The sequence below is a fragment of the Bdellovibrio bacteriovorus genome (assembly GCF_001592755.1).
Classification (GTDB): Bacteria; Bdellovibrionota; Bdellovibrionia; order Bdellovibrionales; family Bdellovibrionaceae; genus Bdellovibrio; species Bdellovibrio bacteriovorus_E.
This window is the reverse complement of the sequence record NZ_LUKF01000003.1, coordinates 235,410-249,126: the sequence shown is the minus strand read 5'-3', so window position 1 is coordinate 249,126 and position 13,717 is coordinate 235,410. Positions and strand designations below refer to the sequence as shown.

Genomic DNA, 13,717 nt, shown 5'->3' with positions numbered 1-13,717 from the left:
TTTGTTGGTTTGTTGGTTTGGGCTCAATGTTCCAAACCAACCCCGCCATACGCCCGGGGGTCCAACAACGCGAGTCTTTGTTGGCTGCGCCCCCTAAAACCTACTTTTTGGAGCTTCGCTTCAGATTTTTCTCGGGGCCAATAAGCACCTCAAGCGTTTTTAAATGCCCTGAGAGCCCGACTGTATTTGCTCATTGGTTTTTTTAGCGTTCAAGGGTAAGCTTTCGGACTCTTGGTTTATGAGATTTAAAGGACGATTTTATGTCTAAGAAAAAAGATATTTTTGGTGATGATATTGAAGAGTCGAAAGACTTTGCGAGTTTTGAAGAGTTGTTTGCGCAATCTGAAAAAGGATTGGATCGCAAGCTTCGTGTGGGTGATGACATTCGTGGGGAAATTCTTTCTATCGGTAAAGAAGAGGCCTTTGTTTCAACTGGCACGCCAGTGGATGGTTTAATCTTAACGAAGGATCTTTTGGACGAAAATAAAGAAGTTAAATACAAAGTCGGTGATGTGATCGACTGTGTGGTAACGGCATTTAAAAATGGCGAGATTCGTCTTTCTAAGCGTGGTTCTAAGAACGCGACGACGGATTCTTTGGAAGATGCTTTTGATATGGAACTTCCTGTTGAAGGACGTGTTACTGAGACTTGCAACGGTGGATTCCGTGTCAATGTTCAAGGTAAAACGGCTTTCTGTCCTATCAGTCAGATTGATTTGAAATTTGCGACTGATGCTAACGAATACGTTGGTAAGAAGTTTGAGTTTTTGATCACGCAAATGGATAAGCGCAACATGGTTGTGTCTCGTCGTCGTTTCTTAGAGCTTCAACGTGCCGAGAACGAAGGGACCTTCATGTTAAAGCACCAACCCGGTGCTCTTCTTGATGGCAAAATTGTTCGTATCGAACGCTTTGGTGCTTTTGTTGAGCTTGAAGCAGGTATTGAAGGTTTGATCCACGTTTCTGAACTTGGCTGGTCTCGTATTCATGACCCGCATGAAGTGGTTTCTATCGGTCAATCAGTGACAGTGAAACTTCTTAAGACAGAAGAGCTTGATGGCAAGTTGAAGATTTCTTTGTCTTTGAAGCAAGCTGACGGCGAAGGTAATCCTTGGTTGCAAGTGCCTCAGAAATTCCCGGTGGGAACTGTGGTTAAAGGGAAAGTCGAGAAAAAAGAAGTCTACGGTCTGTTTGTGAACATCGCTCCGGGTGTGACAGGTCTATTGCCAAAATCAAAATGGCGTGACTCTGTGGATGCCAGCCAGTTTGAAAATAAAAAACGGGGTGATGAGGTGACGGTTCAAGTAGATCAAATTCTTTTTGAAGAAAAGAAGATCTCTTTGGGTTTGCCTGGTGAAGTGGAAGACGCTAGTTGGAAACAACACACGGCTGCTAATTCTGGTTTTGGTTCTTTGGGTGATGCGTTCAAGAATTTGAATATCAAACCAAAATAATCAGACGGCATTGACGAAAAAAATCAAAGTCATTATAACTAATGTACTTAACAAATAGGGGACCGCAAGGTCCCTTATTTTATTTTGCATCATTGGTTATGACAGAAGAAAAGAATTCAAATTTTGAAATGCGTTGTGGGGTTGTGATCGCGGTTTTTGCGGCGGTCATGGCGGTGAGTGACCTGGTAGCAGGTAAGTACGGTGATGATGAAATCATCGGCACGAATGAAAAAGCCGCTGCCTATATGTGGTACCAATCCAAAAGTATCAAAGAAACTTTGGTTGAAGGCGAAAAATCTTTGCTGGTGAGTTTAAAAGAGGCCGGCGCCATCCAGGCCCGGGCGAGCGAAGGCATCGACAACCATATTGCGGATTTGAATAAAAAAATCCTGCGCTATAAAAAAGAAAAAAACGAAATCTTGAAAGGCTCTGAATCCGTCGGAAAAGAAAACTGGATTCAAGACGTAAACGGAGAGCTAGGCAAAATCATCGGCGCCCAAGAGATGGAAGTTCATCTCGCAGCACTGGGAAAAGCTGGGGACCGCTTTGATATGGCGAGCCTCTTTTTTCAAATCTGTTTGGTCTTAGGGGCCCTCAGTTTGGTATTAAAAAAAGAAAAACTGCAGAGGCTCTTCTTTGCAGGCATGTGCAGCTTGGGTCTTTTAGGCACAAGCATCTCGCTCTGGGCCTTTTTGTCTTTATCCTAGTTTAAATTTTTCATCCAAAAGATCAGCGCCATCTCTGCAAAGTATTGATGACGTCTTTCGCGCATATTCGCGGTCTTATAAGGACTGGTGATCAGATCCTTTATTTTTCTACCGCGAAATTCAAGACTGACTTCACAGCTGTGCTCGTCTTTAGGTAAAACATGCAGGTGCAAGTCGGCGGGGCTTTTCACGGTGCGAGATTTTGAAAAGCTCCACGATTTATCTGTCATATAGTCGCGTAAAACTGGCATCAAACGATTCATCAAGAATTGACCGGTCACTTCATCGATCAGACAAATCGAATTTATTTCTTTTAGTTTTTGCGCGAACACTTCGGCGACATCTTCGGCATCGCGAGTGATTGTACAGAACTGAAGGGCCTCTGTCAGATTGTTGACGACCTCTTCCATCTCTTTTTCTTGAGATTTAAAATAGGAAAGCTTCACTTCCACGTAAGGAAGATGAACACGATAGCCTTTTTCGACAGTCACATTCTTTAAAACATCTTCAACGATCACAGCGACGTCGGATTCGCCGACTCCCATCGTATCCCACATACGAGTGACAAAAGGATCTAAATGCTTTGTATGTTCATTCAACCAGTCCGCGATGTAATCATCCCACACGGATTCGATTTCGCGGGGAGGTCCCGGAAGTACGAAAACTTTTTTGCCGTGAGCTTCTAGGTAAAAAGCATTGGCCGTGCCTTGCATGTTCTTAAGAACTTTGCTTCCTTCAGGGAAATAACATTGCTGTTTTTGAATTTCTTTAACGACGTATCCGCGCGATGTCAGGCGGTCGTTCACGTGTTGCCAAGAGGCCTCGTCAAACTTCAAAGGCACTCCGGCCCATTCTGTTACTATGTCGCGAGTGAAGTCATCGGACGTCGGCCCTAAACCGCCGGTGATAAAAAGCAAATCGGCTTTGCTGGCGCAAAACTCCAAACCCTCGCGCATCAGCTTGCGTTCGTCAGGGACTACCAAATGAGCATTTGTCGTCAGGCCTCGTTGCTTTAATTTTTTGGAAATCCACGAGGCATTTTTATTAACGATCTGTCCATCAGTAAGTTCTGTGCCGATACCGAAGATGGCTGCTTTCATTTTCAAGACTCCCTAAGGGCTGAATACCAAAGTGATGTAGACGAAGAATACCGTGAGATGCACAGCACCCTCAAGCAGGGTTGTTCTTTTGTTCGAAAATGTGAGCGTGCTTAGCAACAATGTGATTGCAAGCAATGTCATCTCTGTCGGTTTCAATCCCAGGACCACGGGTTGTCCCGTGATAAGACCAATAATTAGAACTGCGGGCACAGTAAGCCCCACTGTCGACGCGGCAGAACCCAGGCAAAGATTGATCGCGCGCTGCAAATCATTTCGCGCTACCGCTTTTAAAGAGCTGATGGCTTCGGAGGTAAATACGATCGCGGCCACCACCACACCACCAAGTGCTGCGGGAAGTTGCAGATAATTGATCCCGTGATCCAAGATTTTCGCCAAACTTTTTGAAAGAAGAACGATAGGCAAAATATTGAGGATTAAAAGAATCGTGTGTTTGAAAACAGTGTGCTTCGCGATTTCAACAGCATCCTCACCGCTGTGGTCGGCTTTAGTCGCTTCCAGTGCATCGGGGTGAACGTAGAAGGCGCGGTGGCGACCAGTTTGGGTGATAAGAAAAATTCCATATAAAACAATAGTAAAGCCAGCGACCGCCACCGATTGGAAAGTTGTCAGTGTTCCGCCCTCTGTGGATGTCGTGAAGTTCGGCAGAATCAAAGGCACCGTTGTCAGGGGAATAAGAACGGAAAGATAAGAAGCAGATCCTTGAAGGTTGTAAGATTGCTCTCTGAATTTGTAACCGCCAATCAGAAGTCCCAAGCCGACAACGCCATTTAAGATAATCATTAAGACCGCAAACATGGTGTCACGACCTAATGTCGGAGCTTCTTTAGCCCCCAACATAACTGCCGCAACCAAGGCCACTTCAATAATGACGATGGAAAGAGTCAGAATCAAAGTGCCGTGGGGTTCGCCTAAAAGAGCGGCCAACTCTTCGGCTTCATGCACGACGCCGAATGCTGACCAAAGAATCACGGCAAAGAGCCACAGAAACAAACCCGTTAAGATCACCGGGGATCCCAAATCGCTCAACCAGGAAGAACCGAAGATAAAGAAGCAAAGAACGGTCACCCAGGCGACGATAAGGCGGGTTAAACTGACTTTCTGCATGGCGACCTCCTAGGCTGAAGCGGATTAAAGTTATTTACTTATGACTTCTATGCGTCCATCGGTCCAGACACAATGCATTAAGAGGGCCAAAACCTTGCTCATCTGGGCGTCTCTCAATAGATTCCTGCGTTGAATAATCATTCTACTGAGCTCAAGGAGTTTACTCATGTCTTTCAACTGGAAAGAGTTTGATCTTTATAATCCGACACCAGAACACGCGATGTTGCGCGAAACTGTGAAGGCTTTCACGGAAGCCGAAGTAGAACCTCAAGCTCATGAGTACGATCGCAGCGAAAAATTCAATCTTCCTCTTTTCAAAAAAATCGGTGAGCTGGGACTTTTGGGTATCACAGTTCCTGAAGAGTTCGGTGGAGCCGGCATGGATGCAACAGCGGCCGTGATCGTGCACGAAGAACTTTCAGCTTCAGATCCTGGTTTCTGTTTGGCCTACCTTGCGCACTCTATGCTTTGCGTGAACAACATCGCCGTGAATGGCAGTGATGAACAACGTCACCGCGTTTTGCCAAAGCTGTGCTCTGGCGAGTGGGTGGGTTCTATGTCGATGTCGGAACCCGCTGTCGGTACGGATGTTTTAGGCATGCAAACGCGCGCTGAAAAAACAGCGAATGGTTATATTTTGAACGGTCGCAAAATGTGGATCACCAACGGCACGATTGATGAAAACAACACGCCTTGTGATTTGACTTTAGTCTATGCAAAAACGGGCGAGAAAAATGGCCGTGCGCAAGTTTCAACATTCTTGGTTGAAAAAGATCACCCTGGATTTCAAGTAGGTCAAAAGATCAAAGACAAATTGGGTATGCGTGGTTCCAACACCGCAGAACTTGTTTTCCAAGACTGCCAAGTTCCGGCCTCAGCGCTTGTGGGTCACGAAGGTGATTCGATGTTGCACATGATGAGAAACCTTGAGCTTGAGCGCCTGACATTGGCGGCGATGAGCTTAGGTATCGCTCGTCGTTCGATTGAAATTATGAACCGTTACGCGACAGAGCGTGAAGCTTTCGGAAAATCTTTGAACTTCTTTGGTCAAGTTCAGCGTTACGTTGCTGATAGCTATGCGGAATACAAATCGGCTCGCGCTTATGTTTACGAAACAGCTCGTCGCATGGATTTGAATAAAGAAGGCAACCGTTTGGATTCAGACGGCGTAAAACTTGTTGCGACGACAATGGGTAAAAACGTTGCCGATCGTGCGATTCAGGTTTTGGGTGGTTATGGTTACGTGGGTGAGTACGTGGTTGAAAGACTTTGGAGAGATGCCAAGCTTCTTGAAATCGGCGGCGGTACTATTGAAGCTCACCAAAAAAATATCACTCGTGATTTGGCTAAAAATCCTGAGTTCTTGTACAAGTAGGTCAAATGTTTCCTTACGGGCCCGAGCTTGAAATCAATGCTCACTTGAAAGTTCATTATCAGTTAGTACTTGAGAAAATCGGGCCTTTGTTGACCGACGATCGTCGCCAAAAAATTGAGCGCGTGGTCTCTTTAAGAAATTTCGATACGGCGGTGGTGCTTGAAGGCATCTATGACCGCGGTAATATTTCCGCTGTGATGAGAAGTGCCGAGGGCTTAGGCTTTGGCAACTTCCATGTCATTGAAACCCAAGAAAAATTCAAAGAAGCCAACCGTGTCACTCAAGGCGCGGATAAATGGGTTGAAGTTCAGAAGTGGAAAAAAACTTCGGAGTGTGTGAAGTCTTTAAAGCAACAAGGCTATAAAATCTGCGTGACTCATCTGGATGCGAAATCGAAGCCGCTCCATGAAATCGATTTTTCTGGAAAAGTGGCGTTGGTCTTAGGAAATGAAAAGGACGGCGTGTCGCCCGAGATGATTGCGGCGGCCGATGAAACCATCATCATTCCTATGACAGGCTTTGTGCAAAGTTTTAATATCTCTGTGGCCGGTGCTTTAAGCCTTTATCACATTGGTCAAGATCGTTTGAAAAAATTAGGTACGAATGCTTCTTTGACTGAAGAAGAACAAGCTATTCTGCGCGCGCACTACTACATGCGCACTCAAGACTCTGCAGTACAATACTTACAAGAACTTTACGACCGCGGCACCCTGCAAGGCTGATGAAAAAGGCCCATCCGACTGCGTTGAAGTCCTCCGCCTTGCGGCTGAACCTTTTTGATCAGCCTTAAGTGTGTCTTATTTTTTGCCTGAGGATTCTTTTTGTTGGTATTTTTTCGTGCCGGACTTTTTTAGAAGCTTCTCGTAGAAGGGAAGTTGCTTATCCAGGCTTTTTTGTAATTCGGGATAATGGACGTTACGACACTCCAGAAGCGCATCGATGGTGCCTTGGGGATCGTATTTGTTTTGATATTCTCCGGTGACGCTATTCATTCGGCGTACAAGATCTTTTTTAAAGATCGTTAAAGTCGCGTCGTCGAGTTTCGCTTTAGGGGCTTCGGCCTTTTGTTTTTCTTCTTTGCTCACTTCTGCATAAGAAATTCCGCCGATGTCGCCATTGGCTTGGAAACTCATTTTTACATAAGGCATTTTGCTGTCTTCAAGGTGAAAGACCGCATCCTTGCCCGCGAACTTATTGTCGATCACGTAGGAAGAAGAGTCGGTGATAAAGTACAGGTGCTTGCCCCAAGGAAGAACGATGGGTGTGGCAGTTTCAAGTCCCAGCTTGTGGCTTCGGCCTTCTGACTTATCGTTCAAAGCTTCGTGGCAGCGTACGACGTTTTTTAAATCCTGAGAGGCCAGGGCGGAAGTAGAGATCAAAAGACTGAGGGCGACAAGGTGAACAGAAAGCTGTTTCATATGTTTTCAGATTAAAGAAGCTTTGATGTGGACGCGAGTCCAGTTTGACGGTTGTTTCAGAAAGTAAATGCCTTTAGTCTAAACATAGACAGGTAGGGCAGCTATGAAACTTACATCTTTGATGCTGGCATTGTTCTTATTAACCTCTTGCGCGGAAAAAAGCGTGCAAAGCGGTGGCTTTGACAGCGAGATAAAAGAGTCACCGAAGTCTTCGTTCTTCATGACGAAACCCCAACCCACAGAACCCGTAGAGTTGGTTTTTGATAAAAAATACGCCGGGAAGCAGGCCGTGAATTATCGCAAGAACGACACCTTGCGAATTTCGGGGAGCGCGACTTTAGACCCGAAAGCTTTAAAGCAAGTCGCGAAGGTCGTTAAAAAAGATAAGGCGGCCTTATATGTTTTTGATCTAAGGCAAGAGTCGCATGGGCTGATCAATGATATTCCGGTGACGTGGCAAGCCGATCGCGATTGGGCCAATGCGGATTTGAATCATGACGAAGCCGTTCGCCGTGAGCGCCGCTTGCTCGGGGATCTGCGCGTCGGTGAAAAGATCGCGGGCACGGAAATCAAAAGTATTGAAACTGAAGAAAGCATGGTTCGCAGTGCGGGTCATCAGTATGTACGTCTAACAGTGACAGATCATGTGCGCCCGGTAGATTCAGAAGTCGATCGCTTTATTGAAGCCTTCAGAGCCTTGCCGGAAAACTCATGGGTGCATTTTCATTGCCGCGCGGGTAAGGGACGCACCACCACATTCATGGTTCTTTACGATATGCTTATCAATGCCAAGTATGTTTCGTTTGATGAGATTATTGAAAGAAACACGAAGCTCAGCAACGACTATGACGTCATCTCCGTTGGCGATCCCAAAGATTGGAAGTATCCTTATCAAAAAGAGCGAGCCGATTTCGTTCGTCAGTTTTATCAGTACGCGAAAGAAAACCCTCGCGGTGAAAAGCAGCTTTGGTCGGAATGGGTGAAGTAATGAAAAAGTTTTTAGTTTTAACAGCTTTGGTCTTCGTCTGTGGCTGTGCCACTCAAAAAAAAGAAACTGCGAACTGGGACGAGTTTACTGATTTAAAATCGTCTTCGACAAAAAAATCCAAGAAATCTGATAAGTCTTCCTCTGAACCGACAGCAAAGCCTAGTGCCATCGTAGTCGATGGGGCAGATGTCCAAACCCTTGAGAAAATGACGAAGGCTGTAGAGGCTTATGTTCTGAAGAATCAAAAAGACGACTTGACGAAACTTTGCAAAGACAAACGCTTTGATTGTTTCGTAGATGGCAAAGTTTATCCAAAAGGAAAGAAGTCTGTGAAGCGCACTGTGCCACCTTACGCCAGCGGTTCAAAGATGGGCCTGCAAGGTGAAACGCGCGTGCAGGTGAAGTACGATTTTTATCCTTAGTTCTTTCTTAGGATGATGGATTTCATCAAGGGCTCCTGATCGGGGAGCTCAAAATCTACGCCTTGAGAGGGCGCCGGTAAAATCTTAAAAGAAAAATCCTTTTTCAATTTATTCAATTTCAAATGTAGATCGCCCGTTGTCCATTTTTCATAATTGGTGCAGAAAAGCAGCAGACCATTTTTCTCTAAGCAGTACATCGCATTGATAAGAAGCTCATCAAAGTTTTTGCTAATAGAGAAAACACCGTTTTTCGAACGACCGAAAGAGGGGGGATCACAAATGATTAGATTGAATTTTCTTTTGCGACGAATGGTGCCTTTTAAAAACAGGATGCAGTCTTGCACCCAGAATTCATATTTATCGTCTTCGGGATTGAGTCCGTTGATTTCAAAATTCTTTTTGCTCCAGTCGATAAAATTTTGGGAAACATCGACCGTGCAAACTTCTTGAGCTCCGGCTAAAGCCGAAACCAAGCTAAAGCCACTTGTATAAGAAAATAGATTCAGAACACGGCGATCTTGTGCATGTTCTTGCACCCAAAGACGATTTTCACGCTGATCTAAGAAAAGACCCGGCGACAACCCCGTGTTGTTGCGAAGCTCGTACTTCACACCATTTTCCTTAGCGATCCAAACCGGAGAGGTGTTGCCGATATTCCACAGAATCTCGGCATTAGGATCTTCGCCGCGATTGAGCATCTTACGGATAAAAATCTTCTTGTGGTGTTTCTTCGCCAGCTTTTCAAAGCGCAAAAGATCTTGGACGGTAGGATCGGATTCTTTGTACCAGTAGACCCAAAGATGATCGCCGTATTGATCGATACGATAAGAATCGATCTCGCGGTGACTTAAACGAAGGCATTCCTCTGGAAGTTCGGAAAATTTATACATGCGCTCGCGACGCTCTAAAGCTTCGGCGACGGTCAAGGCTTCGATGTCAGTCAGCAAATCACCCGCGGTCGCCCACACGGGTAACGCGGTTTCGTAGTGAACCTTTTGCCCACGCAATTCAAAACTCAGTGAATGAGAATGCAGGCACAGGCGATTGAAATGCGTACCACCATGTTCTTCATCTCCCAGAATCGCAATGCCATTGGCCTCAGCGTGCAGACGGATTTGATGAGGTTTTCCGGTGTGAGGAATCGCCTCCCAAAGTTCATAAGGGCCGACCGATTCAAGCCATTTAAAAGTTGTTTTGGAATTCGGCTCTTTACTGGTGGAGCTTACGAACGAGTTTTTCTCTTTTGTAATCAAAGACTCGTAAGTGAATTCCTTTTTTTCAGATTTTTTATCCGTCAGGAAAAGATAGCGCTTGGCGACCTTGTGCTGCTCAAAAAGTTGCGTCAACTCGGCGGCCACTTCAGAAGATGTCGGGAACACCAAGGCTCCCGAAGTCGCCTTATCCAAGCGGTGTACGGGATAAAGTTTTCGATCAAGCTCTTCTTCATAGATTTCGACGCAACCGCGCTGACCGTACTCCGGCGTATGCGTATTCAGACCGGCGATCTTGTCAACAAAGATGCAGCCGGCAAATTCGGTGTATTTGAGCTTAATAACTCGTGTCATCAGTCTACTATAGTTCGGTTTTCATTGAGGGTCATCGGTATATTCGCTAGAAAGTATAGCTGGACCCTGCCGCTTCAAACAGTCCTCGTTCGTGAGGTTTTGTTAGGCTCCGCATTAGCTTGTGTGCTCACTGCGGAACTTGCGTCAGAATCCAGCTATACTTTCTAGCGTATAAACGGAGAAACGAATGAAAAACCTAATGATAGTTGTGCTTTTTGTGATGCCATTCTTGGTGGGCTGCGGAATCCAATCTTTGCCGCAAGGTAAGAATGCGACAGAGGCGGCGTTGGCAGAGGTGAACAACCAATACAAACGTCGGGCTGATTTGATTCCGAATTTAGTGAACGTGGTTAAAGGTTATGCAAAGCATGAGCAAGAGACTTTGACTCAAGTGACTGAGGCGCGTGCCGCAGCGACTTCGAATCAAATTGATCCTTCAAAAGTGACACCAGAGCAATTGGCGAAGTTCCAACAAGCTCAACAAGGTTTGTCGCAAGCTTTGGGTCGTTTGATGGTGGTTGTTGAAAAGTATCCTGACTTGAAAGCCGATCAAAACTTCCGCGATCTTCAAGCTCAGTTGGAAGGCACTGAAAATCGTATCACTGTCGCTCGTCAGCGTTACATCGAGTCGATCAATTCTTTCAATAATCTTGTGACGGTTCCGCCAACAAGCTGGACGAACTCGATCATGTATCATTTCGAAAAAATGCCTCAGTGGGATATGACGGCCGAAGAAAAAGCGACGGCTGAAAAAGCTCCAGAAGTGAAATTCTAAATAAATGCGCTTTTTTGTTCTTCCTTTCTTTTTTCTTTTTCTTAGTTTGAGTGTTGCTCAGGCGAAGTTCAACCCGCCGGCCTTAACGGGTCCGGTGATTGACGAGGTTGGATTTTTGACTCGTGGCGATCGTCAGGAGCTGATGCAGCTTCTTTACGATTTCAATCGTCGCGGTGTTGCCCAAGTGCAAGTTCTAGTTGTTCCGGATTTGCAAGGTCTTCCGATCGAGCAAGCTTCTATCGAAATCACGGATCAATGGAAATTGGGTGATGCCAAAAAAGACAATGGCGTTTTATTTCTAATTTCTGCACAAGAACGTGCGATGCGCATTGAAGTGGGTCAGGGGTTGGAAGGCGCGATTCCGGATATCTACGCAAAAAGAATTATCGCCGATCAGGTGCTTCCTCTTTTCCGTTCGAAAAGATATTCCGCAGGCATCGTTGTCGGCGTTCACGAAATCCTGCGTCTTGCAGATAAAGAATTCGCCGAACAAAACGGAATCACCGAACAGGCTTCTACAGAAAAAAGCAAAGGCGGCGGTGACATTCCGATCTTTGTCATTATCATCGTTCTGATCATCATCTCTTTCTTAGGTCGCTTTGGTGGCGGTCGCGGTCGTTACTATCGTGGTGGCGGCGGAGGCTTTGGCGGATTTGGTGGTGGTGGTTTCGGCGGCGGTGGAGGAGGCGGCTGGTCTGGAGGGGGCGGTGGCTTCTCTGGCGGCGGCGCTTCGGGGAACTGGTAATGGAGTCTAAAAAAGTGGAGAGCTCAATGGCTTGGATTCATCGTTATCTTTCTTCTTCTGAATTGAAAGAGATTGAAGCTGCTATTCAGAAAGCAGAAGAGCACACCAATGGAGAGATCGTCCCTGTGATCGTGCGCCGATCTTCCGCCGTGGGGCATGTGCCTTTGAGCCTGACTCTTTTAATCACATTGTTCATTGTTATCTTGGAAATTCCGTATAGCGACTGGCTGTGGGTGAAGCCCTGGGTTTGGGCGTGGCCTTTTCTTATTGTAGCCATTTACTATGGCTCGACTCTGTTAGCCCAAAGCAAATTCATTCAAAAAATCTTCGTTCCTGAAAAAGATGAAGTGGATCAAGTGCATCGCCGTGCTCAGTTGGAGTTTTACCTGAATCGCATCAACCGCACAAAAGGCGGAATGGGCATCTTGATTTTCGTTTCCGTCATGGAAAAGAAAGCCGTGATCTTAGCGGATGAAGGTATCGCTAAAAAACTTCCTAGTAACACTTGGGATGATATTTTGGCCGAAATGCGCGCGCACTTCCACGATGGAAAATGGTCGCACGGATATCAAAAAGCCATCGAACGCTGCGGCGAGCTTCTAAAACAACATTTTCCTATTTCAGGAAACCTCGAAAACGAACTGACGAATCATTTGATTATCAAAGATTAGGAAGTGCGCGTTGAGTTCATGAATACAGCGCTATCAACTTTCAGTGACTCTATTACCAATTGAGGGCGGTTTCGCCTGTCCATTGAGAATACAGTCCTGATAGGTTTTTCATCTTTAAGGAAAATTTAACACGGATCTGTCGGCCTAAAGTATATTCGTCTTATTTGAATAATTAAAGCCTCCAGGAGTTTCAATGAAATCCGTATTTGCATTTGTTATTTTCGTTTTAGCTTCAACCTCAGCATTGGCAGCGGACAAGTATTGTACTGTATCGAAGAAAACCGTAAGCAAAATTGAACAACTCAGAATTATTGATCTGCCTTATAGAACTATCGAAGTACAAACAGTGGAAGCATTAGTGACCGACAAATGCGTAAAATCGCGTTTAAGCAACGAAGAAATTTACACTTTATCTCAGATCCTTTTGTCACATGAGCATTCGCAAGACTCCGCAGATCAGATTATCAACGAGTTTCTTGCTCAGTAATAAAGTACGCTCGACCTAAAAGGGACAGTAGTTCGCGCAATACGCAGTCGGCAGTTGTGCCCGCGGTAAAAAACGCCGGTGGCGTTTTTTAGTGCGGAGCATGCGCGAGGCCCTTGCCGCGAAGGCGGCAAACGTCAAGCGCCTAGGAAAAGCGCGCTCAACGCGCGCTTTTCCGCGTCCTGCCGTAGCAACCAACAAAGATCAAAAACCGTATTTCCAACAGAAGAAGTAAAAAAGAGTGGTGCAGTCGGCAGGACTCGAACCTGCAACCCCTTGGTTCGAAGCCAAGTGCTCTATCCATTGAACTACGACTGCACAATAGAGCTCCTAGACTATCGCTTCCCTCAGCCAGTGGCAAGAATCCCTCCCTGTGCTGCACGTGGTTAGCGCCTGTGTACATAGGGTTTCGACCGAATTACAATCGGTCTATGACTATTCGACGTTTAAATAGCACCGACCTTCAGTCGCTGAAAGACCTTAACGTGGTATTTTCGGAAGCCTTTGCCGATCCAGAGACTCACCTGTCTAAGAAGCCCAGCGATCCCTATCTTTTAAAGCTTCTGTCAAAGCCCCATGTGATTATCTTAGCGGCCTTCGATGGCGCCACTGTGGTCGGCGGTTTAGTGGCCTACGTGATGGAAAAGTACGAACAAGAGCGCAGCGAGATTTATATTTATGACCTTGCGGTCGCTGAAACTCATCGTCGTCGCGGCATCGCTAGAAATTTGATTTTGCATCTTAAATCAATCGGAAAAGAAATCGGCGCTTGGGTTATTTTAGTTCAAGCAGATAAGCCAGACACTCCAGCAATTCGACTATATGAATCTTTGGGGGCCAAGGAAGAGCCTTTGCACTTTGATATTCTTATCGAACAAAACTGCTAGA

At 45.8% G+C, this 13,717-nt stretch carries 16 protein-coding genes and 1 tRNA gene; 12 read left to right on the top strand and 5 right to left on the bottom strand.

Going from position 1 to position 13,717, the window contains the following annotated elements; translation table 11 throughout:
* Nucleotides 1–260 precede the first annotated feature (260 nt).
* Together AZI85_RS05110 and AZI85_RS05105 are read left to right on the top strand one after the other, a co-directional pair.
* Nucleotides 261–1,454, top strand: a complete 1,194-nt coding sequence (locus AZI85_RS05110; protein ID WP_063243064.1) for a S1 RNA-binding domain-containing protein — start codon at nucleotides 261–263, stop codon at nucleotides 1,452–1,454.
* A 98-nt stretch (nucleotides 1,455–1,552) separates the two neighbouring features.
* On the top strand, nucleotides 1,553–2,161 hold the full coding sequence (locus AZI85_RS05105; RefSeq protein WP_063243063.1) for a DUF4337 domain-containing protein: 609 nt from the start codon (nucleotides 1,553–1,555) through the stop codon (nucleotides 2,159–2,161).
* Here AZI85_RS05105 and AZI85_RS05100 read toward each other — a convergent pair.
* Nucleotides 2,158–3,261 carry a competence/damage-inducible protein A gene (locus tag AZI85_RS05100; RefSeq protein ID WP_063243062.1) on the bottom strand — a complete coding sequence of 368 codons (1,104 nt, stop codon included), beginning with the start codon at nucleotides 3,259–3,261 and terminating at the stop codon, nucleotides 2,158–2,160. The genes AZI85_RS05105 and AZI85_RS05100 overlap by 4 nt on opposite strands.
* A 12-nt stretch (nucleotides 3,262–3,273) precedes the next feature.
* Nucleotides 3,274–4,386, bottom strand: coding sequence for a calcium:proton antiporter (locus AZI85_RS05095; RefSeq protein ID WP_063243061.1), 1,113 nt, complete (start codon nucleotides 4,384–4,386; stop codon nucleotides 3,274–3,276).
* Between the two features lie 166 nt (nucleotides 4,387–4,552).
* Here AZI85_RS05095 and AZI85_RS05090 point away from each other — a divergent pair, with 166 nt between their 5' ends.
* Together AZI85_RS05090 and AZI85_RS05085 are read left to right on the top strand one after the other, a co-directional pair.
* On the top strand, nucleotides 4,553–5,761 hold the full coding sequence (locus AZI85_RS05090) for an acyl-CoA dehydrogenase family protein (protein ID WP_063243060.1): 1,209 nt from the start codon (nucleotides 4,553–4,555) through the stop codon (nucleotides 5,759–5,761).
* Nucleotides 5,762–5,766: 5 nt separating this feature from the next.
* Nucleotides 5,767–6,483: a TrmH family RNA methyltransferase gene (locus AZI85_RS05085; RefSeq protein WP_063243059.1), complete on the top strand. Its 717-nt coding sequence runs from the start codon at nucleotides 5,767–5,769 to the stop codon at nucleotides 6,481–6,483.
* A 75-nt stretch (nucleotides 6,484–6,558) separates the two neighbouring features.
* On the opposite strand, the gene AZI85_RS05080 is transcribed toward AZI85_RS05085, so the two are convergent.
* The gene (locus tag AZI85_RS05080) at nucleotides 6,559–7,179 is read right to left on the bottom strand and encodes a hypothetical protein (protein WP_063243058.1); all 621 of its coding nucleotides are present in this window, start codon (nucleotides 7,177–7,179) and stop codon (nucleotides 6,559–6,561) included.
* 103 nt (nucleotides 7,180–7,282) lie between these two features.
* Between AZI85_RS05080 and AZI85_RS05075 the strand changes: the two genes are divergently transcribed.
* Nucleotides 7,283–8,167, top strand: a complete 885-nt coding sequence (locus tag AZI85_RS05075) for a phosphatase domain-containing putative toxin (RefSeq protein WP_063243057.1) — start codon at nucleotides 7,283–7,285, stop codon at nucleotides 8,165–8,167.
* The gene (locus AZI85_RS05070; RefSeq protein ID WP_081110920.1) at nucleotides 8,167–8,589 is read left to right on the top strand and encodes a hypothetical protein; all 423 of its coding nucleotides are present in this window, start codon (nucleotides 8,167–8,169) and stop codon (nucleotides 8,587–8,589) included. The genes AZI85_RS05075 and AZI85_RS05070 overlap by 1 nt, the downstream gene beginning before the upstream one ends.
* Here AZI85_RS05070 and AZI85_RS05065 read toward each other — a convergent pair.
* Nucleotides 8,586–10,154 (bottom strand): class I SAM-dependent methyltransferase, encoded by a 1,569-nt coding sequence (locus AZI85_RS05065; RefSeq protein ID WP_063243055.1) that lies wholly within the window; start codon nucleotides 10,152–10,154, stop codon nucleotides 8,586–8,588. The two genes, AZI85_RS05070 and AZI85_RS05065, sit on opposite strands and share 4 nt — an antisense overlap.
* A 187-nt stretch (nucleotides 10,155–10,341) precedes the next feature.
* Here AZI85_RS05065 and AZI85_RS05060 point away from each other — a divergent pair, with 187 nt between their 5' ends.
* The 5 genes from AZI85_RS05060 (at nucleotide 10,342) to AZI85_RS17935 (ending at nucleotide 13,064) form a co-directional block, all read left to right on the top strand.
* Nucleotides 10,342–10,929, top strand: a complete 588-nt coding sequence (locus AZI85_RS05060) for a LemA family protein (RefSeq protein WP_063243054.1) — start codon at nucleotides 10,342–10,344, stop codon at nucleotides 10,927–10,929.
* A 4-nt stretch (nucleotides 10,930–10,933) separates the two neighbouring features.
* Nucleotides 10,934–11,674 (top strand): TPM domain-containing protein, encoded by a 741-nt coding sequence (locus AZI85_RS05055; RefSeq protein ID WP_063243053.1) that lies wholly within the window; start codon nucleotides 10,934–10,936, stop codon nucleotides 11,672–11,674.
* The gene (locus AZI85_RS05050) at nucleotides 11,674–12,345 is read left to right on the top strand and encodes a TPM domain-containing protein (RefSeq protein ID WP_253720850.1); all 672 of its coding nucleotides are present in this window, start codon (nucleotides 11,674–11,676) and stop codon (nucleotides 12,343–12,345) included. Before AZI85_RS05055 ends, AZI85_RS05050 begins: the two co-directional genes overlap by 1 nt.
* A gap of 193 nt (nucleotides 12,346–12,538) precedes the next feature.
* A complete protein-coding gene (locus tag AZI85_RS05045) occupies nucleotides 12,539–12,832 on the top strand; it encodes a hypothetical protein (protein WP_063243052.1) in 294 nt (97 codons plus the stop codon).
* 100 nt (nucleotides 12,833–12,932) lie between these two features.
* Nucleotides 12,933–13,064 (top strand): hypothetical protein, encoded by a 132-nt coding sequence (locus tag AZI85_RS17935; RefSeq protein WP_301335685.1) that lies wholly within the window; start codon nucleotides 12,933–12,935, stop codon nucleotides 13,062–13,064.
* A gap of 7 nt (nucleotides 13,065–13,071) precedes the next feature.
* Here the strand turns inward: AZI85_RS17935 and AZI85_RS05040 are convergent.
* Nucleotides 13,072–13,147: transfer RNA gene (locus AZI85_RS05040), tRNA-Arg, on the bottom strand.
* 113 nt (nucleotides 13,148–13,260) lie between these two features.
* Here AZI85_RS05040 and AZI85_RS05035 point away from each other — a divergent pair.
* Nucleotides 13,261–13,716: a GNAT family N-acetyltransferase gene (locus AZI85_RS05035; RefSeq protein WP_063243051.1), complete on the top strand. Its 456-nt coding sequence runs from the start codon at nucleotides 13,261–13,263 to the stop codon at nucleotides 13,714–13,716.
* Nucleotide 13,717 lies beyond the last annotated feature (1 nt).